At 46.2% G+C, this 19563-nt stretch carries 14 protein-coding genes and 1 tRNA gene; 5 read left to right on the top strand and 10 right to left on the bottom strand.

Annotated elements, in window-relative coordinates:
- The first annotated feature begins 89 nt into the window (after positions 1–89).
- Positions 90–4817: a glutamate synthase large subunit gene (gene gltB / locus H3V12_RS03680; protein WP_198212872.1), complete on the top strand. Its 4728-nt coding sequence runs from the start codon at positions 90–92 to the stop codon at positions 4815–4817.
- A 49-nt stretch (positions 4818–4866) separates the two neighbouring features.
- Entirely contained in the window at positions 4867–6321 is a 1455-nt protein-coding gene (locus tag H3V12_RS03675; RefSeq protein ID WP_198212870.1) for a glutamate synthase subunit beta, read from the top strand.
- Positions 6322–6574: 253 nt separating this feature from the next.
- Here the strand turns inward: H3V12_RS03675 and H3V12_RS03670 are convergent.
- A tRNA-Pro gene (locus tag H3V12_RS03670) sits at positions 6575–6651 on the bottom strand.
- 450 nt (positions 6652–7101) lie between these two features.
- On the bottom strand, positions 7102–7449 hold the full coding sequence (locus tag H3V12_RS03665) for a cytochrome c family protein (protein WP_198213776.1): 348 nt from the start codon (positions 7447–7449) through the stop codon (positions 7102–7104).
- A 228-nt stretch (positions 7450–7677) separates the two neighbouring features.
- On the opposite strand from H3V12_RS03665, the gene H3V12_RS03660 reads away from it, so the two are divergent.
- Positions 7678–8049 (top strand): iron-sulfur cluster assembly accessory protein, encoded by a 372-nt coding sequence (locus H3V12_RS03660; RefSeq protein WP_198212868.1) that lies wholly within the window; start codon positions 7678–7680, stop codon positions 8047–8049.
- A gap of 141 nt (positions 8050–8190) precedes the next feature.
- Here H3V12_RS03660 and mazG read toward each other — a convergent pair whose 3' ends face one another.
- Entirely contained in the window at positions 8191–9042 is an 852-nt protein-coding gene (gene mazG / locus H3V12_RS03655; RefSeq protein WP_198212866.1) for a nucleoside triphosphate pyrophosphohydrolase, read from the bottom strand.
- 115 nt (positions 9043–9157) lie between these two features.
- Here mazG and galE point away from each other — a divergent pair, with 115 nt between their 5' ends.
- Entirely contained in the window at positions 9158–10165 is a 1008-nt protein-coding gene (galE, locus tag H3V12_RS03650; RefSeq protein WP_075870778.1) for a UDP-glucose 4-epimerase GalE, read from the top strand.
- Positions 10166–10190: 25 nt separating this feature from the next.
- Positions 10191–10400, top strand: coding sequence for a TOBE domain-containing protein (locus H3V12_RS03645; RefSeq protein ID WP_075870891.1), 210 nt, complete (start codon positions 10191–10193; stop codon positions 10398–10400).
- 731 nt (positions 10401–11131) lie between these two features.
- Here the strand turns inward: H3V12_RS03645 and H3V12_RS03640 are convergent.
- The 7 genes from H3V12_RS03640 to H3V12_RS03610 all read right to left on the bottom strand — a co-directional run bounded on the left by H3V12_RS03640 (position 11132) and on the right by H3V12_RS03610 (position 19293).
- On the bottom strand, positions 11132–12064 hold the full coding sequence (locus H3V12_RS03640) for a lipid A biosynthesis lauroyl acyltransferase (protein WP_198212864.1): 933 nt from the start codon (positions 12062–12064) through the stop codon (positions 11132–11134).
- Positions 12064–13092 (bottom strand): zinc-binding dehydrogenase, encoded by a 1029-nt coding sequence (locus H3V12_RS03635; protein WP_198212862.1) that lies wholly within the window; start codon positions 13090–13092, stop codon positions 12064–12066. Before H3V12_RS03635 ends, H3V12_RS03640 begins: the two co-directional genes overlap by 1 nt.
- A gap of 50 nt (positions 13093–13142) precedes the next feature.
- Entirely contained in the window at positions 13143–14420 is a 1278-nt protein-coding gene (locus H3V12_RS03630) for a beta-ketoacyl-ACP synthase (RefSeq protein WP_198212860.1), read from the bottom strand.
- Positions 14421–14430: 10 nt separating this feature from the next.
- Complete coding sequence (locus H3V12_RS03625) at positions 14431–15633, bottom strand: beta-ketoacyl-ACP synthase (RefSeq protein WP_198212858.1); 1203 nt, start codon at positions 15631–15633, stop codon at positions 14431–14433.
- Positions 15634–15642: 9 nt separating this feature from the next.
- Positions 15643–15930 (bottom strand): acyl carrier protein, encoded by a 288-nt coding sequence (locus tag H3V12_RS03620; protein WP_075870773.1) that lies wholly within the window; start codon positions 15928–15930, stop codon positions 15643–15645.
- 245 nt (positions 15931–16175) lie between these two features.
- Entirely contained in the window at positions 16176–18497 is a 2322-nt protein-coding gene (locus H3V12_RS03615) for an NADP-dependent malic enzyme (protein ID WP_198212856.1), read from the bottom strand.
- Positions 18498–18513: 16 nt separating this feature from the next.
- Positions 18514–19293, bottom strand: a complete 780-nt coding sequence (locus H3V12_RS03610; RefSeq protein WP_198212853.1) for an SDR family oxidoreductase — start codon at positions 19291–19293, stop codon at positions 18514–18516.
- Positions 19294–19563 lie beyond the last annotated feature (270 nt).

The following is a 19563-nucleotide window of genomic DNA, read 5'->3' as shown; positions in this document are numbered from 1 at the left end:
TCACAGTGTTTCTTTTGCGACCGAAAGACTAGATGTTGTCGTTTTCTGTCGAAATTTCGGGTTTGGGTTTTGGAAAAAGGGCTTTCTAAATGTCGGATAGCGTAATTTCAGGTAATAAAATTACTCAAAACGGTTCGATAGCGTCATCATCGACAAATGAAGGTGTTGCTTCATCATATGGACTTCCTTCTGCTCAAGGGCTTTATAGTCCGCGTAATGAACATGACGCTTGCGGCGTCGGCTTCATCGCCCAATTAAAAAATGTGAAATCCCATAAAATTATTCAAGACGGGCTATTTATGCTTGAAAACCTCACCCATAGAGGTGCCGTCGGAGCGGATCCTCTGGTGGGAGACGGTGCAGGCATACTGGTACAGATACCCGATCGCTTTTTTCGCGAAGTGATGGCTGAACAGGGGGTCGAATTGCCAAAGGCCGGACAGTATGCTGTCGGTCATATATTTATGCCGCGCGACGAGGCAATGCGGGCTCATATCGAGCAGATTGTCAAGGAAGTTATTGCATCTGAAGGGCAGCATTTTATCGCTTTTCGTGATGTGCCGGTTGATAATTCCTCACTATCGAAAGCTCCTGCAATTGTTGCAACAGAGCCGGTTCATCGACAGGTGTTCATCGGGCGTGATCCGTCGATAAAGTCGGATGATGATTTTGAACGCCGTCTTTTTGTGCTTAGAAAAGTCATTTCAAACAGAATTTTTCATGAAACTGGCGGTCGTGATAACGGCTTTTATGTTGTGTGTCTGTCTTCACGCACGGTCATTTATAAAGGTATGTTTCTGGCCTTTCAGGTGGGTGCTTATTATAAGGATTTGCAGGATGAACGGTTCGAAAGTGCTTTAGCTCTTGTTCACCAGCGTTTTTCGACAAACACTTTTCCTTCTTGGAAACTTGCCCATCCATATCGAATGATCGCTCATAATGGCGAAATCAATACGTTGAGGGGAAACGTTAACTGGATGGCTGCTCGTCAGGCTTCAGTAGACTCGGAACTTTTCGGTAACGATATTTCCAAGCTTTGGCCTATTTCTTACGAAGGCCAGTCGGATACTGCGTGTTTCGATAATGCTTTGGAATTTCTGTGTCAGGGAGGGTATTCGCTTCCTCATGCAATGATGATGCTCATTCCGGAAGCTTGGGCAGGAAATAGTCTGATGAACGTCGAAAGGCGTTCATTCTATGAATATCATGCAGCACTGATGGAACCATGGGATGGACCCGCGGCAATTGCTTTCACCGACGGTCGCCAGATTGGAGCGACACTTGATCGTAATGGCCTTCGTCCGGCGCGGTATATTGTAACCGATAATGATTATGTCATTATGGCTTCGGAAGCCGGTGTCATTCCTGTTGAAGAAAAACATATTATTCGTAAATGGCGCCTGCAACCGGGAAAGATGTTGCTCATCAATCTGGAAGAGGGGCGCATTGTCTCTGATGAAGAAATCAAGTCGGAAATTGCGTCGAAGCACCCTTACCGGAAATGGCTTGATAATACCCAGCTTATACTGGAAGATCTTGCTCCCGTCGAACCTCGGTCGTTACGCAAGGATGTCTCGCTTCTCGACAGGCAACAGGCTTTTGGCTACACTCAGGAAGATAAGAAATTTCTGCTTTCGCCAATGGCAACGACAGGGCAGGAGCCTATCGGTTCAATGGGCGTCGATACGCCGATTTCTGCAATGTCCGACAAATCGAAACTGCTTTATACCTATTTCAAGCAGAATTTTGCGCAAGTTACCAATCCCCCCATCGATCCTATTCGTGAAGAATTGGTGATGAGTCTGGTTTCTTTCATCGGCCCACGTCCGAATATATTCGATTTGGTTGGAACCTCCCGTCGCAAGCGGTTGGAAGTGCGCCAGCCAATCCTGACCAACGGTGATCTCGAAAAAATCAGGGCAATCGGCCAGACAGAAGATCATTTCGATACAAAGACAATCGATATCACCTATTCAGTTCAGGAAGGGGCAGAAGGGCTTGAAGGTGCATTGGAACGCCTTTGTGAACGTGCTGAAGCCGCAGTCCACGGTGGTTATAACATTATCATCCTGTCCGATCGGCAGATTGGGCCGGATCGTATACCGATTCCCGCGTTGCTTGCGACAGCCGCAGTTCATCATCACTTGATAAGAAAAGGTTTGCGCACGTCTGTCGGCTTGGTTGTCGAAACGGGTGAGCCGCGAGAAATCCACCATTTCTGCTGCCTTGCAGGTTATGGCGCCGAAGCCATCAATCCGTATCTCGCATTCGACACTTTGAACGATATGTTCGAACGGGGTGAATTTCCAAAGGAAGTCGAAGAGCACGAGGTCATCTACCGCTATATCAAGTCGATTGGTAAAGGCATGCTGAAGGTCATGTCCAAAATGGGGATATCGACTTACCAGTCCTATTGTGGTGCCCAGATTTTTGATGCTGTCGGCCTGAAACAGTCGTTTGTCGACCGGTTCTTCACGGGTACAGCCACTACCATAGAAGGTGTCGATCTCGACCAGATTGCGACAGAAACTGTAAAACGCCATACGGCAGCATTCAGTAATGATCCTGTCCTTCTTCATTCGCTAGATGTCGGTGGTGAATATGCCTATCGTGTGCGTGGTGAAGCCCACATCTGGACACCCGACGCAGTTGCAAGTTTGCAGCATTCGGTGCGCACGTCCAATCCGGCGCTTTTCACCGCTTATTCACAGCGTATCAATGGAGAAACTGCGCGAGCCAAAACTATTCGTGGTCTTTTCAAGATCAAGAGTGCGGAAGAACGCGGGGCAAAACCGGTCGCAATAGAGGATGTCGAACCGGCAGCCGAAATTGTAAAGAGGTTCTCGACAGGTGCGATGTCGTTTGGCTCGATCTCTCGCGAGGCGCACACAACATTGGCTCGCGCCATGAATAAGATCGGTGGTAAATCCAACACAGGTGAAGGTGGCGAGGAACCCGATCGGCTCTATCCATTGCCGGATGGTTCTAAAAATCCGGAACGTTCGGCCATCAAGCAAGTCGCTTCCGGACGCTTCGGCGTTACAGCCGAATATCTCGTTAATGCCGATGTCATCCAGATTAAAGTGGCTCAAGGTGCCAAGCCTGGTGAAGGTGGACAATTACCGGGACACAAAGTCGATGCAATCATTGCGAAGACACGTCACTCGACACAAGGCGTCGGCTTGATTTCGCCGCCTCCGCACCATGATATTTATTCAATTGAAGATTTGGCTCAGCTCATCTTCGATTTGAAAAATGTCAACGAGTTTGCAGATATTTCGGTGAAACTTGTGTCTGAAGTAGGGGTCGGAACGGTAGCAGCCGGTGTTGCCAAAGCACGTGCCGACCATATTACCATTTCCGGTTATGATGGAGGCACAGGCGCTTCGCCTCTGACTTCGGTCAGAAATGCTGGATCATCATGGGAAATGGGGCTTGCTGAAACCCAGCAAACTCTAGTCCTCAACGGCTTGCGTTCTCGCGTTGCATTGCAGGTAGATGGCGGTTTACGTACAGGGCGCGATGTTATCATTGGCGCGCTACTCGGAGCCGACGAATTCGGTTTTGCAACGGCACCACTTATTGCTGCCGGCTGTGTAATGATGCGCAAGTGTCACTTAAACACATGTCCGACGGGCGTTGCCACGCAGGATCCTGTATTGCGCAAGCGCTTTAAAGGAACGCCGGAACATGTCATCAACTTCTTCTTTTATCTTGCAGAAGAAGTACGCGCGATACTGGCGCATATGGGGTTCAAAAAGCTTGATGACATTATCGGCCAGTCCGATTTGTTGGATAAGCAACCCGCAATCGACCACTGGAAAGCCAAAGGTCTCGATTTCAGCCGGATATTTTATAAACCGGATGCGGAAAAGAAACAGACAAGGCATACTGAACGCCAGCATCATCCGATTGACGATGTTCTTGACCGCAAACTGATCGAAAAGGCCGCACCGGCGCTGGAAAACAAAAAGTCGGTAGAGTTTGAAACGCTTATACGTAACGTTGACAGATCGGTCGGCGCAATGCTTTCCGGTGAAGTTGCAAGGCGTTATCGTCAGAAGGGACTGCCGGATAACACTATCAATATTCACTTCAAAGGTACCGCAGGCCAGTCGTTTGGTGCTTTTCTTGCCAGAGGTGTTACTTTTGATCTTATCGGCGACGGTAATGACTATGTCGGCAAGGGTCTTTCGGGAGGAAGAATCATTGTTCGGCCACCGGAAGACAGTAATGTCGTAGCCGAAGACTCGATTATTGTGGGTAACACTGTTCTCTATGGCGGCATCGAAGGAGAATGTTATTTCCGTGGTGTTGCGGGTGAACGTTTTGCAGTCCGCAATTCCGGCGTTGCTGCTGTCGTTGAGGGTGTCGGCGATCATGGTTGCGAATACATGACCGGCGGGGTTGTCGTGGTCATCGGCAAGACTGGCCGCAATTTTGCTGCCGGTATGTCCGGAGGCGTCGCCTATGTGCTGGATGAGGCAGGAGATTTTGCCCAGAGATGTAATATGGCAATGGTCGAGCTTGAACCGGTTCCGGAAGAAGATGATATGCTTGAGAAGCTTCATCATCATGGTGGCGACCTTATGCATAAGGGACGTGTCGATGTATCGGCCAATATGACCCATCATGATGAAGAGCGTCTGGCACAGATGATTGCAAATCATCTACACTATACGGGATCCGAACGGGCTAACGAAATCCTTGATAATTGGGATCAATACCGTCCGAAATTCGTGAAAATCATGCCGGTCGAATATCGCCGTGCTTTGGAAGAAATGGAACAGATGCGCATGGAAACGGCTGCCGAATAAAATCGGCAGTCCCAATCTCAAATGCAAAAGTCAGATACGGAAATAACAAATGGGTAAAGTAACCGGTTTTCTTGAAATAGATCGCCAATCTCAGAAGTATCAGCCAGCCTCTGATCGCGTCCGCCATTTTCGGGAATTTACAATCCCGATGTCCGAAGCAGAAGTTCAAAAACAGGCTGCACGGTGTATGGATTGTGGCATTCCTTACTGTCATGGTTCGACAGGATGTCCTGTCAATAACCAGATACCCGATTGGAATGACCTTGTTTATAAGGGCAATTGGAAAGAAGCTATAAGCAATCTTTTATCCACCAACAATTTCCCCGAGTTTACGGGAAGGGTTTGTCCATCACCTTGTGAAGAAGCTTGCACACTGAACCTTGAAGACGTGCCGGTAACCATCAAGACAATTGAACAAACGCTCGCCGACAAGGCATTTGCGCTCGGCTTTTTTGCTCCTCAGCCAAATGAGGCAAAGACGGGAAAGAGAGTTGCGGTTATCGGGTCGGGACCTTCGGGACTGGCTGCTGCCCAGCAATTGGCACGTGCCGGCCATATGGTTGATGTTTATGAACGGGAAAATCGCCCCGGTGGTCTTCTGCGTTACGGCATCCCCGACTTTAAAATGGAAAAACATCATATTGATCGCCGTGTCGAACAATTGGAAGGCGAGGGGGTAACGTTTTATTGCGGCGTCAATATCGGCGTCGATAAAGCTGTTGATGACCTTTTAGCCGAATATGATGCTGTTCTCTATTGTGGTGGTTCCGAAACTCCGCGCAAAATCGATATACCGGGTGTTCATTTCCACGGTGTACACGATGCTATGTGTTATCTTGTGCAACAGAATAAACGCGTTGGTCGTGAAAATATCGAGTCGGTTGGTTGGCCTTCACCATCTATCACAGCCGATGGAAAGCATGTTGTAGTCGTGGGCGGCGGTGATACTGCTTCGGACTGCATTGGCACGGCTTTCCGTCAAGGTGCTGTAAAAGTCACGCAGCTTGATATTCGCCCCCAGCCGCCGGCAAAAGAAGACAAACTTAGCGTTTGGCCTTATTGGGCATCCAAAATGCGTACTTCAACAAGTCAGGCCGAGGGGGCCGAACGGGAATTCCAGGTTGCTACCCTTGAGTTCATAGCTGAAAACGGCGAGCTGACGCATGTTAAATGCTGCCATGTTGACGAACAACGCAAACCGATTGCCGGAACTGAATTTTTTATCCGTGCCGATCTTGCTTTCATCGCGATCGGTTTTGCAGGGCCCTTCGAGACCGGCGTTTGCAGCGAATTGGGCGACCGGTTGAAGTTGCGAATCGACCGTCGTGGAGCTCGCTCTGTTCAGGCTGATACCAACAATTATAAAACCAGTGTGGATAAGCTATTCGCTGCCGGTGACGTCAGACGCGGTCAATCACTCGTCGTATGGGCAATCAGGGAAGGGCGCCAGGCTGCCCGCTCTATCGACGAATTTTTGATGGGTGAGACATTGCTCCCCCGTTAAATTGCATTACCAACGCGGGTAAGTGCCAAATTCTGCGTTTTAAAGCTCCGGATATTCCGGAGCTTTTTTGTTTACCTTGGCTTGGTTTAACGCCGGATACATCCAAAATATTCTGAAAAGTTATAAGATTTTTTAAATCTCAAAATTGCAGGTCGGCAGATGTCGTTTCCCAGCCTAACAATTGATGGACGCAACTTTGCGCGAACGCCTAAGATTTCATGCGAGTTAAACGGAAAAATTAGCAGAAGAAAAATGGTCGGAGCGGCGGGATTCGAACCCACGACCCCTTGACCCCCAGTCAAGTGCGCTACCGGACTGCGCTACGCTCCGAACCGTGAAGAAGGCCTAAAATACTAACGATATAAAGGCAAGTGAAAAATTTTTAAAAAAGGACAAAACAGCCAAAATTCGTTAGGTTTTCATCAGCCACGACGTGTTGAAGAGTTGTTTTATATACTTTAATTTTGCAATTTTTATTTGTTTTACGCTCGAGTCTGCCCAACATGGAATTCGATATAAAAAATTTTTGAATATCAATGTGTTGGACTGAATCGCATTGGCATTATGACACGCTACGATCTTATGAAAAGGAGGGCGATAAGTGCTTTTGGATTTTTTTGAAAGATGATTTTTAAGTCGTTACATTCAGTAGATTGCGATATTCATTTATCAATACCCCAATACGCCCTTGTGTGTGACCACAATCCCTATTCTTTAAAAAAATCAGGAAAAATAAAATGCCCTGTATCTTTTTTGATCTTCAATGAATTCGCACATTCCTTATTTTTTATCCGACTGAGGTAACACGGATTTTAAATATTCAATGAGGTCGTCAATATCCGAATCATTATTCAATCTGATTGATGCCATGCGCGTTCCTTTGACCAATCCTTGGGGATTATGAAGGTAGGTCATAAGTGTTTCTCGCGTCCAGATGAGACCATCTTTTCCGGCATTTACCATTGCAGGCGAATAGCGATAGCCGTCAAGTGACCCTGCTTTGCGGCCAATGATACCTTGAAGTGTCGGCCCGATACGATTATCGAGTTTGTCTGCATTATGGCAGGCTGCGCAACGTTTGAAGACGATTTTTCCATTTTCTATGTCAGCAGCATGTGTTGCAGACATGAGGGAAAAAAGAACAAAAATTGTGAAACTAAAAATATTGAATTGGCGCATTTGGATTTTTCAGATTCTACTTTAAGCTATCTATACGTAACAATTATTAGCACCAAATTCGGTGTTTTGGTATTCAAAGGCTGAATTCAATTCGCCTCCAATATAGAAGGCTAACTCTTGACGATAAACGTTCAAAATACCAAATTAGCCGAAAGAGTTTGAAGGATTATCTATTCCATGGCCGGATTTTCAGTAATTACAATGACCGACGCTGCCAAAAAACGTATTCGCGATATCATGCAAGATAACGATGCTTCTGGAATCATTGTAGGCGTGAAAAAAGGCGGTTGCGCTGGGATGGAGTACACTGTCGATCTTGCCAAATCTGCAATTGAAAATGCAGATGTAGCTGAAGATGGCGGTGCTCGCGTCTATGTGTCGCGTGAAGCAACTCTGTTTCTTTTGGGAACACAGATTGATTTCGAGGAAACGACATTGCATACCGGTTTCGTTTTCAATAACCCCAATCAGACATCTGCATGCGGGTGCGGTCTGTCAGTGGAAATTCGGCCTGTCGCTCAAGCCAAACTGGAGATGGCTCAAAAATAAGTGCGACCAAGGGCAATGGAATAGCATGTAGCTCCTTGCGGTCGCTTATTGCGTGTGTCTCCATTTCGCCGTTGAAAAACGTTTTACGCTGTCATCAATATGAACGTATTTAAGTTCTGCCGGTCCATTGCTCGATCAATGCTATTGTTCGCCTTTTTTTTCGGGCTTTTGATATTGTTCTAGCTTGGCTTCGTTCCAGAGATCTTCCATCTCGTCAAGGTTTGCGTCTTCCAACTTTTTGTTTTGTTTTGCCAAAGCCCCTTCAATAAAATTAAACCGATAGCGGAACTTGTTATTGGCCTGTTTTAATGCCTGCTCTGGCGTAATTCCAAGTCTTCTTGCGAGATTGAGCACGGTAAAATACACGTCGCCAAATTCATCACGTATATTTTCTTCGTTAACCGTTTCCAGTGCTTCTTTTAGTTCCAACAGTTCCTCATCAATCTTGTGAAAGATAGGTTTCGGCTCTGTCCAGTCAAAGCCGACTTCCGCCGCTCTTTTTTGTAACGCGACAGCTTCCTTTTCCACAGGCTGGGCAGTTTTAACCCCGGCGAGAAAGCCGGTTGGTGTATCATCCGGGAGGTTTGCTGCTTTGCGCTTTTTAAGCCGTTCGGCTTTTTCTTCTTTTTTGATCCGATCCCAATCGCCTTTGATAAGTCCCATTGCCCTCTGCTTTTCCGAACCGAAGACGTGTGGATGGCGGCGGATCATTTTTTTCGTTATTGCATAGACAACATCACCAAAATCGAAGCTTCCTTCTTCTTCGGCCATCTGGGCATAATAAACAACTTGCAAAAGCAAGTCTCCCAACTCTTCACAGAGGTCAAATTTATCGTTGCGGTCAATTGCATCGACGACTTCGTAAACCTCTTCAATCGTGTAGGGGATAATGGTTTTGAACGTCTGTTCTTTATCCCAAGCACAACCAGATTCAGGATCGCGTAGAGCTTTCATGATTTCGATTAGTCGGGTGATATTTTTGGATGGTTCCATTTTTATAAATCTTTCAGGCAGTAAAAAGCATTATAAAATATTATTAATCATGTCTTGTCAGTGATAAAGAATTCTTTCATAAAAGTTCCACATCTTGCGTTTTATAGGTTTTATTATGAATATTTTGGTAACGGGTGGTGCAGGTTACATTGGATCGCATTGTTGCGTCGCACTTATAAAAGCGGGTTATCGCGTCATTATTCTTGATAATTTCGGAAATAGTCATCCGGAAGTATTACGCAGGATAGAAAAAATTACCGGACGAGCACCGATTAACGAATCGGGCGATGTGAGGGACAGAAGTTTTGTCGAATATGTCCTTGACCATCATAAATGTGAGGCTGTCATCCATTTCGCCGGACTGAAATCGGTCGCCGAATCGGAAAAACAGCCTGATCTATACTATGATTGCAACGTTGTGGGTAGTTTAAGACTATTGCAGGCCATGAAATCGACTGGCGTCAAGAAAATGGTTTTTTCCTCAACGGCGACTGTTTATGGTGTACCGAAATATCTTCCATATGATGAAAGGCATCCGCTTAATCCCGTAAGCGTCTATGGGCGAACAAAATTGACGGTCGAAAATATGTTGCGTGATTTTTATGCGAGCGATCCGACCTGGGCTTTTTCGATTCTGCGTTATTTCAATCCGGTAGGGGCTGACGAAAGCGGATTGATCGGCGAAGAACCGAAAGGCATACCGAATAATCTTATGCCAATTATTGCACAGGTTGCATCAGGACGACGCGATAAAGTCATGATCTGGGGGAACGATTATGACACTGAAGACGGGACGGGGGTGCGTGATTATATTCATGTAAGCGATTTGGCAGAAGGGCATTTGCGAGCATTGAAAACACTGGATCACCCCGGTTGTGACGTCATCAATCTTGGGCGCGGACGCGGCTATAGTGTTATGGATGTCATCAAGGCGTTCGAACACATATCAAACAAAAAAATCAAATATGAAGTAGGACCGAGGCGTCCGGGTGATATTGGTGAATTTTTTGCCAACCCTTCAACGGCATTTGAAAAACTTCATTGGCGAGCGGAAAAAGATTTGGAAAAGATGTGCGCCGATATGTGGAATTTTCAGGTCAAGAACCCAAATGGTTATAAATAAACCATAGCTGAAAAGGAAACGTATGATGAAAATCAGTGCGCGCAATATTTTAAAAGGTAAAATTGTCGCTATTAAAAAAGGTGCAACAACAGCCCATGTCCAAATCGATATTGGTGGTGCAGTGGTAACAGCCTCCATCACGAATGAAGCCGTTGATGATCTCAAGTTAGAAGTGGGTGAACAAGCAGCAGCCGTTATTAAATCTTCCGACGTCATGGTCGCTGTTGCCGACTAGACTTGCTGACCAAAATAACTATTCGATCCATGCTGATCGCGCTAGCATCTTCTCAGGAATCTTCTTTATTTCGTGATAATTCTAACGTGATCGAGTGTCGCATAAAATTTGTAGAGTAAAACGTCATTTGGTTATTATGGCAATAACTCATATGTTTGTTCGTAATTGCTGGTCAATTGGGTTTTATACAAAATGCAGTTTGATGAGCTGTTAACCGAGAGGAAAAGGGGCGGAAATTCAACGCTATTACGCTTTTTTATGCGGCTAATCATTTGGCAGGATGCTGCCGATTGTAAGATTAAGCTAGGCGATCGGAATTTTATTTCATCCTCTGTCCGTTAAAACATTTTTTTGATCTGGTCTATTATAGTTAGTTCACGCCGCCGTAGGCCTAGTGACACCCCCACTTTTAACGGTGACTCCGACAATCCAAAAGCTGTTCACGTCAGTAAATTTCTTTCAAAGCTGTCTTGAAAAATTTATTCTCGGACCAAAACAGACTATACCAATCAATAGAAAGCCCGTCGGACGATAGCTATTCGGCGAATAGCTAAATAATAAGAACAGACCAGCAGATAGACACATTGACTGGACGTTTCATTGCCTTTTAACGCCCACAAAACCACAACAATTTAAGGCGCAGCTAACTCGTGATTAATGTCGGCTGATTAACCGCAATTTCTACAAGGTGGAAGGTTGTCACAATTTTTACTTGTGGGTAGCGGGAATAATCAATCGTCCCAACGTTTATGAAACCACATCCATTGTCCGGGATATTCACGCACCCATGCTTCAACCGTATCATTCAGCTTTTGTGCTGCTTTGACCTCATCAATATTACCGTCTTTATCTTTTGGCAAATCCATGCGTTCGTAAAGTTCAAGACGGTAACGCCCACCAGGCAAGCGGATAGAGCGGGCAGGGTAGACATCACAATCATATTGGCGGGCCAGTTTGATCAATAAGGGATTGGTTCTCACAGGTCTGCCAAAAAAAGTTCCCTTTATGCCGCGGCGGAATTTCTGGTCGACCAACATACCGACGTCTTCACCTTCGGCAAGCTTTCCTGCAAGTGCCCATGCCGCACCGGCTTTCGACGGGACGAGGTGCCCCATAGCAGTACGCCGTGCTTTCAAAACACGCTTCGCTATATAAGGGTTATTGGGAGGACGGAAAAGTGCCGTTACGTTAAGATCGAATGTCGCGGCACAAATAGGCAACAGTTCAAAATTACCGGTATGAGCTGTAAAAAATATGTGCGGTTTTTTTTCGTCCCTTAATCTGACAAAAATATCGATTCCATCGACTTCAACCAGTCCGGGCTTCTTCGCATTCGGGTCAAAGTCGAAAATTTTGTCAAGAAACACATATTCGGCAAACAGCCGCCCCATATTTTCCCACATTTCAAGAGCAGTTTTACGGATCCACTCGGGATCTTTTTCCGGATAGGCTTTTCGCAAATTATCCAGTGCTATTTGATGACGTGGGAGCAGAGGCCCGACAGTACGGGCAAACCATGCAAAAAAGCCGATGCCGGCTTTTGCAGGAAGATAGCGAATAAGCGACATCAATCCGGCAACAAAATGCGCCCACGACCAGTCCCACCAGTCTTTCAATTTTGTCCGGATACGAAAAACAATAAGCTTTACACGCAATTTCTGCATCAACTGATTTTCAGGATGATTTTACCGAACACGTCGCGACTTTCCATCCGTTTCAATGCTTTTTCAATGTCTCCAAAATCGACAATGGTGTCAACAACCGGATGAACGATGCCTTGCGCCATTTTTTGCATGGCATTCGCCATATTTTCCATTCGACAGCCGAACGAACCAAAAATTTTTAATTGCTGCTGGAAGAGTTGCATCAAATTCATCGAGGTTGACACACCCGATGTCGAACCACATGTAACAAGCCGACCGCCGCGTTTCAAACACAGCATCGAACCGGCCCAAGTGTCAGCACCGACGTGTTCAAAAACGACGTCGACGCCCTTTTTCTCGGTCAGTTTACGTACGACATGTTCAAAGCGATCGTCGCGATAGTTGATAACAACATCTGCGCCGAGAGCTTTTGCTTTATCGATTTTTCCATCAGAGCCGACTGTTGTAAAAACTGTACAGCCCATACGCTTTGCCAGTTGTATAGCAGCCGAGCCGATGCCGGATCCGCCAGCATGGACGAGAATTGTTTCACCGGGCTGAAGTTTTGCATTATCAAAAAGCATATGCTCGACAGTACCGAAAGTAATCGGAGCAACTGCGGCGTCAATCTCATCACAATCAAGCGGTGCCGGTACCAACAATCGGGCCGGTAAATTCACAGCTTCACAGGCAAAACCGTCAATATGAAAGCCGTGAACGCCACTGACATGCGTGCAAAGATTGTCCCGTCCTTCCCGACAGTTTTTGCACAGTCCACAGGTTTTCGCTCCATATATAGATACAAGCTGTCCCACTTGAAGATTACCGACGCCGGGACCGATTGATTGCACAATGCCGGATGCTTCTGCACCAATTGTAAGCGGTAATTTGCGTTTTGCAAAAGCCATGCCCCGCCAACCCCAAACATCGATGTGATTGAGGGCCACAGCCTTTATCTGAACCGTAACTTCACCGTTTCCGGGAGCCGGTGGCGGAGCTATTTCGGTTAATTCAAGACGTTTGTCGTCAAGCAATTGCAATGCGCGCATGACTATTCCTTCTTAAAAAAATTCGCCGGAAAATACTGCTAAACTGCGAGTTATCCGTTATACGCTCTGACAACAAGACTTTCGTTCTGTCCACCAAATCCGAATGAGTTCGAAAGCACGGACGTTACCTTCGCTTTTCGGCATTTGTTCGGCACCACATCAAGTGGAATTGCCGGATCCGGTTCGTCATAATTGATTGTCGGAGGCATAATCCCTGTTCTGATAGTCAGGAGTGAAAACACAGCTTCAATTGCTCCGGCGGCGGTCAAGGTATGACCGATCATCGACTTGTTTGATGAAACAGGAACTTTTTCAATATGGTCGCCAAACACATTTGATAAGGCCAGATATTCCATCTTTTCATTTTCTGGCGTCGAGGTTCCATGAGCGTTGATATAATCAACGTCATCAATACCGATGCCCGCATCTTCCAATGCTTTGCGCATAGATGCTGTAGCCGGAGACGCATCAGGTTTTGAACGTGTACGGTGAAAGTCGTCAGCAGTTTCACCACATCCTGCAAGAAATCCCAGAACCTTCGCTCCGCGTTTCAAGGCACTTTCAAGCGATTCAAGAACGAGTGCTCCCGAACCTTCTGCCATGACAAAACCGTCACGGCCTTTGCTAAACGGTTTTGACGCTTTTTCCGGAATCTGGTTTTGTGTAGACAGGGCAGACAACAACGAAAACCGTATCAGCGCTTCAGCCGAAACCGAACCATCTGTACCGATTGTCAATGCACGATCGGTTTCACCACGTCTTATTGCTTCGACGCCGAGTTGTATCGCCGTTGCACCTGAGGCACAAGCTGTTGACAAGGTAACCGGAAGGCCAACGGTTCCGAAACGGTCTTTCAAGCGTTCCGCAATATATCCGAATTGTGTTGTTTCAAAAAAACGTTGATGAGGATTTTTTGCACAGACTTCCAGAAATGCTTGATAAGACGGACTTTTTTGGCGATCAATTTCGTCATCAAGCGCAAAACGCGATTTCCAGTCAAGTTCAACGGGCGGTGCTGCCAGAAACAATGGCCCATTAAAGGCAGTTTCATCAAGTCCTGCTTCGCTGATTGCTTCATTTGCAGCAATGGTTGCGAGTTTCTCCGATAATGCCGAAGCACCAATGTGACTTTCTTCAAGAAAATCTACTGTACCGGCAATTTGCGTTGTCAAACCTTCAACCGGAAAGCGTGTGATGCGATGAATACCGCTCACACCATTAACAAGTTTTTCCCAGTTTTCTTTCTTTCCCTGACCGAGAGAGCTGATGACACCAGCTCCTGTAATTGCGACAAGTGGCCGCCCCAGATGATCGGTATATTTATCCATTACAAATCCTTTAGCCAGCTATAAGTCTTGCCATGCCTTCGGCTCTCGTCACACCGACAGTTGAAACGATAACGCTATCAATATCGTTGACCGGTTTCTCATCATCGCTCAATGCTTTGAAAGCTTGTCTTTTCTTTACTGCCATTGCACCCAATGCTAACGCGAGCGGAAATTGCGCTTCACGCCAATGGCCAAACAAAGTTGATACACCACGATAGGCAAGCTTGCTTTTATCCCAAAAGGCTTTTTCCGTTCCGGTTACGCCTTTTACGCCAGAAGCACCCGATACAACCAAGTTGTTTCTTTCTAAATTGGCTGTTTCGCCGGTTGTTCCATTGACATGTTCCAACATTGTTTCCAATGTCTTTTCGAGAGCTATCTTTTTACGGTTCGTCTGGTCTGCCACAAAATCTGAAATAATAGCGTAGATTTTTGCACCGCGTTTTTTGGCATATTCCAAACTCTCGAGCACCAGGAAAACGCCACCCGAGCCGGTTATAAGACCACCACCCTCACAGTTCTCACGCTGCCAGACAGGCGACCAGCCGTCCTGCTTCAAAAGTTGCCCTAATCCTTGCCCCAAAAGCATATCATAATGCTGGGCATTGTAAGAACCGCCGACAAGAGCATGTGTGCTCTGACCAGACCTAATCCTTGCAATTGCCACCATAAAAGCAGCAAGGCCGCTTCCTTCTTCCCCCATGAAACTGCGGGAAGAACCGATGACTTTGTGGACAATCGAAATATTTCCGGCCAAAAGATTGGATAATTGAGCAAGAAAAAGTGTCGGACGCAACTCAGTTGATAGAGTTTCATTCAGCATGACACCACGATCTTTTGTTGTGCGACCTTTGTTGAGTATTTCGACATCAACATTGATATCACGCTCACCGCCGCCTGCACCAACGATCATATCCATGGTCGAAGTTACATCCAGATCACCTTTGACTCCCGCATCTTCAAGAGCAAGACCGGCAGCATAAGTTCCCAACCTTTGCCAGGTTTCCATCTGTCGTTGATCGCTCCGCTTCGGGATTTGCTGACTCCAGTCAACTTCCCCCAGAGCATGAACAGTGTAAGGGGCAAAGTTCTCTGCATCAATATGCGGGGCAAGGGGAGATGTATTTAATAGCTCCCAGTGCTTTTCAACACCTTCACCCAGAGAACTTATGAGACCTATACCGGTGATGACGACAGAATGTTTTTTTTGCATTATACAGGATTATCCGGCGTTATTTTTGGCGGCAACAAGTTCGTCAATTTTGGCACAAAGATTTTTAAGGACAAAATATTCATCTGTCTCGACTTTGCCTTCGTTAACTTCCTGTGTCCATTGCTCTAGCGGTATTTTTATACCGAAAGCTTTATCTATAGCAAAAACAATATCCAGAAAGTCCAGACTATCAATACCCAGATCGTCGATGGTGTGGCTTTCCGGCGTAATTGTATTGCGATCAATTTCGCTTGTTTCAGCGATGATGTCGGCAACTTTGTCAAACGTAGAGGACAATGTGCAATTCCTTTTACTAGTTACGGCCATCAAGCGGCCTTCAGCGAATCTATCTAGCGTCTTTCTTGGTTAAAAAAAAGACTTAAAGCAAAGTTAGCATTTCTTAGTGCTTCCCGGAAACAAGAATCCATCTCTTCCACTGCTAAGCCGGTTCTATTTTTGCTTGTTTTTGGAAAAAGAGGCAAAATAACAACAAAAACAGATAAATCGGTTAAAAAACGATCGGTTTATCTCTATTTTCCGGTTCATCCTTGTTTAATGCGTTTCTGATTCTTTTTTGTATTCGCTTCAAGAACCGCCAATGCTGTCATATTGACTACACCACGAGAGGTAACCGATGTTGTCAGGATATGTGCCGGTTTCGCCGGACCTAACAATATCGGCCCGACGTGAAGTGCATCAGTCAGGTTTTTTACAACATTGAGTGTGATGTTGGCGGCATCAAGATTCGGGAATACGAGAAGATTTGCTTCGCCCTTCAAGCGGGAGCCCGGAAAAACACGGTCGCGCAAAATTTGCGAAAGGGCTGCGTCACCATGCATTTCTCCATCCGATTCAAGATCGGGATAACGTTCGGCAAGAAGTTCGGAAGCTCGGCGCATTTTCTTCGCCGACTCTGTGTCTTTCGAGCCAAAATTGGAATGTGAGAGAAGAGCAACTTTCGGTTCAATCCCGAACCCACGAACCTCTTCGGCGGCGAGAGCTGCCATTTCTACGATCTGTTCAGCGGTGGGGTCGGTGTTAACATAAGTATCAGTCAGAAACAGTGTTCCACGCTGCGAGATCAACAGGCTCAAAGCAGAAAATTGGCCAATATCTTTTTCAAGCCCGATAACCTGTTCTACAAGCTGGAGGTTCCTTCCGAATCTGCCGCCAAGCCCGCATATCATTGCGTCTGCCTCGTCGCGCATCACGGCAAGGGCTGCAATTGCTGTCGTGGAGGTGCGAACAATTGTTTTGGCCGCTTCCGGAGTAACACCACGCCGGCCGGTATAGTGAAGAAACAGATCCACATAATCACGATAACGGGGGTCATCTTGCGGATTGATAAGTTCGAAATCGACATTCGGTCTGATACGCAAACCGAAACGTTTCAATCTCGCCTCGACAACATCAGGTCGGCCAATCAGAATTGGCGTTGCGGTTTGGTCTTCAAGAACAATTTGTGCAGCCCGAAGTACGCGTTCGTCTTCACCATCTGCATAGATAACGCGTTTATGTTCGGCAGATTTTGCAGCAGCGAAAACCGGCTTCATAATAAGTCCGGAGCGGAAAACGAAACGGTTCAATTTATCAAGATAAGCATTCATATCTGTGATTGGCCGTGTCGCGACCCCCGATTTCATCGCCGCTTTTGCAACCGCCGGCGCAATGCGTAGGATGAGACGCGGATCAAAAGGAGAGGGGATAAGATAATTCGGGCCAAAGCTTAAAGCCTCGCCGGAATAGGCGCGGGCAGCGACATCGGAAGGTTCTTCTTTTGCCAAAGCAGCAATCGCATAAACAGCCGCTGCCTTCATCTCTTCATTGATAGCTGTGGCACCAACATCAAGTGCTCCGCGAAAAATATAGGGAAAGCACAATACATTATTGACCTGATTAGGATAGTCCGAACGCCCCGTGCAGATCATCGCATCAGGCCGTGCTTTTCGGGCATCTTCAGGCATAATTTCCGGTGTTGGATTGGCAAGAGCAAGGATGAGTGGCGTTTTAGCCATTTTTGCTACCATTTCTGGCTTTAGAACATTACCGGCAGATACACCCAGAAATATGTCCGCGCCGCCAATGATGTCGTCAAGCTTGCGGGCATCGGTTTTTTGCGCGTAGACGCTTTTCCAGCGATCCATTAAGGCCTCACGCCCTTCGTAAACCACTCCTTCGAGATCGCTCACCCAGATATTTTCTTTTTTTGCTCCAAGGCGGACAAGCAGATTAAGACAAGCAAGGGCAGCGGCTCCTGCACCGGAAGCAACGATTTTTACGTCTTCAATTTTTTTATGTGCAAGTTCAAGGCCGTTGATAACAGCAGCTCCCACGATAATGGCGGTGCCATGCTGATCATCGTGGAATACAGGAATGTTCATTTTTGCTCTGAGTTGTTCTTCGACCTCGAAGCATTCAGGCGCTTTTATATCTTCCAGATTGATTCCGCCGAATGTCGGCTCCAAAGCGGCCACTGTGTTGACGATATGGGGGATGTCGTTCGCTTTGATCTCGATATCAAAAACATCAATATTTGCGAATTTTTTGAATAGAACGGCTTTCCCTTCCATGACGGGTTTTGCAGCAAGTGGCCCGATATTGCCGAGGCCCAGAACCGCCGTACCGTTCGAGACTACGGCAACAAGATTGGAACGCGCAGTGTATTCGGCCGCAGTTTTTGGATCATCATGGATTGCTTCGCATGGAGCCGCCACCCCCGGAGAATAGGCAAGTGCGAGATCACGCTGGTTTCCGAGCGGGGTTGTGGGGTGTATCTCCAGTTTTCCTGGGCTTGGATAACGGTGATAAAAGAGTGCAGCTTCTTCGAGTTCTTCCTGACGAGGAGATTTAATTTTCTTTACCATTTTGCTAACCCAAATTTTAAAAAGCGCTTAAATAAGCACCGCCATCAATGATCAAATTTTGTCCGGTAATAAAACCGGATTTTTCAGAGCATAAAAAAGCACAAGCCTGCCCGAATTCATCGGGATTGCCAAATCGTTTTGCCGGATTCCGACTTTGTCTTTCTTTCATAATATCGTCTGTTGAAGCACTAATATGTTTTGAAGCAGCTTCAAAACTTTGTTTCAGCCGGTCGGTTAAAAACGGTCCGGGTAGCAGATTGTTAATTGTGACATTGTCAGCAACAACTGTTCGCGCAATTCCGGCAAGAAATGATGTTAAACCGGCACGTGCTCCGGACGAAAGATCAAGGCCTGCAATGGGAACATAGACAGACGTCGACGTGATATTGACAATACGTCCGAATTTTTTATCAACCATCTTGTCGATTACAGCTTTTATCAGTTCAATCGGCGTTACCATATTCTGCGTAACAGCGTCGATAATTGCTTTGCGATCAAGCTCGCGAAAATCGCGAAATTGTGGCCCGTGATTATTGGTAACGAGGATATCCGGATCAGGGCATTTATCGAGAATTCGTTGCTGTCCATCCGGCGTTGAAATATCACCGGTAACTTCAACTACTTTTGCACTTGTAAGTTTTTCAATTTCCAATGCTGTTTTATGAAGTTCATCAGCGTGTCGACCATTAATGACGACATCACATCCCTCGCGGGCCAGAGCTATTGCGCAAGCTTTTCCAAGACCTTTGCTGGAAGCACATATTATTGCTTTACGTTTGTTAAGTCCGAGATCCATGTTAAACTTTCATACAAATTAAAACGGTCAAATTAAAACGGAAAAAACAAATTTTTATATTTGTTTCGTTTCTTGCTTTAAATGCCCACGTTTTCTTTCGTCATATTTCGACTATAATCCAACGAAATGCTTGTGTCATGATTCACAGGAAGATGCATCTTACACGAATGTGTTATAGGCAAATATTTTATGGTTAATGACACATTAATCTTTCTGAATGATATTTATGATTGTAATGAAATGAATCGACGTTTCAACGGGTGACGGACG

The sequence above is a fragment of the Bartonella sp. W8167 genome (genome assembly GCF_016100335.1).
Classification (GTDB): Bacteria; Pseudomonadota; Alphaproteobacteria; order Rhizobiales; family Rhizobiaceae; genus Bartonella; species Bartonella apis.
This window is presented reverse-complemented; position numbering and strand designations above follow the sequence as displayed.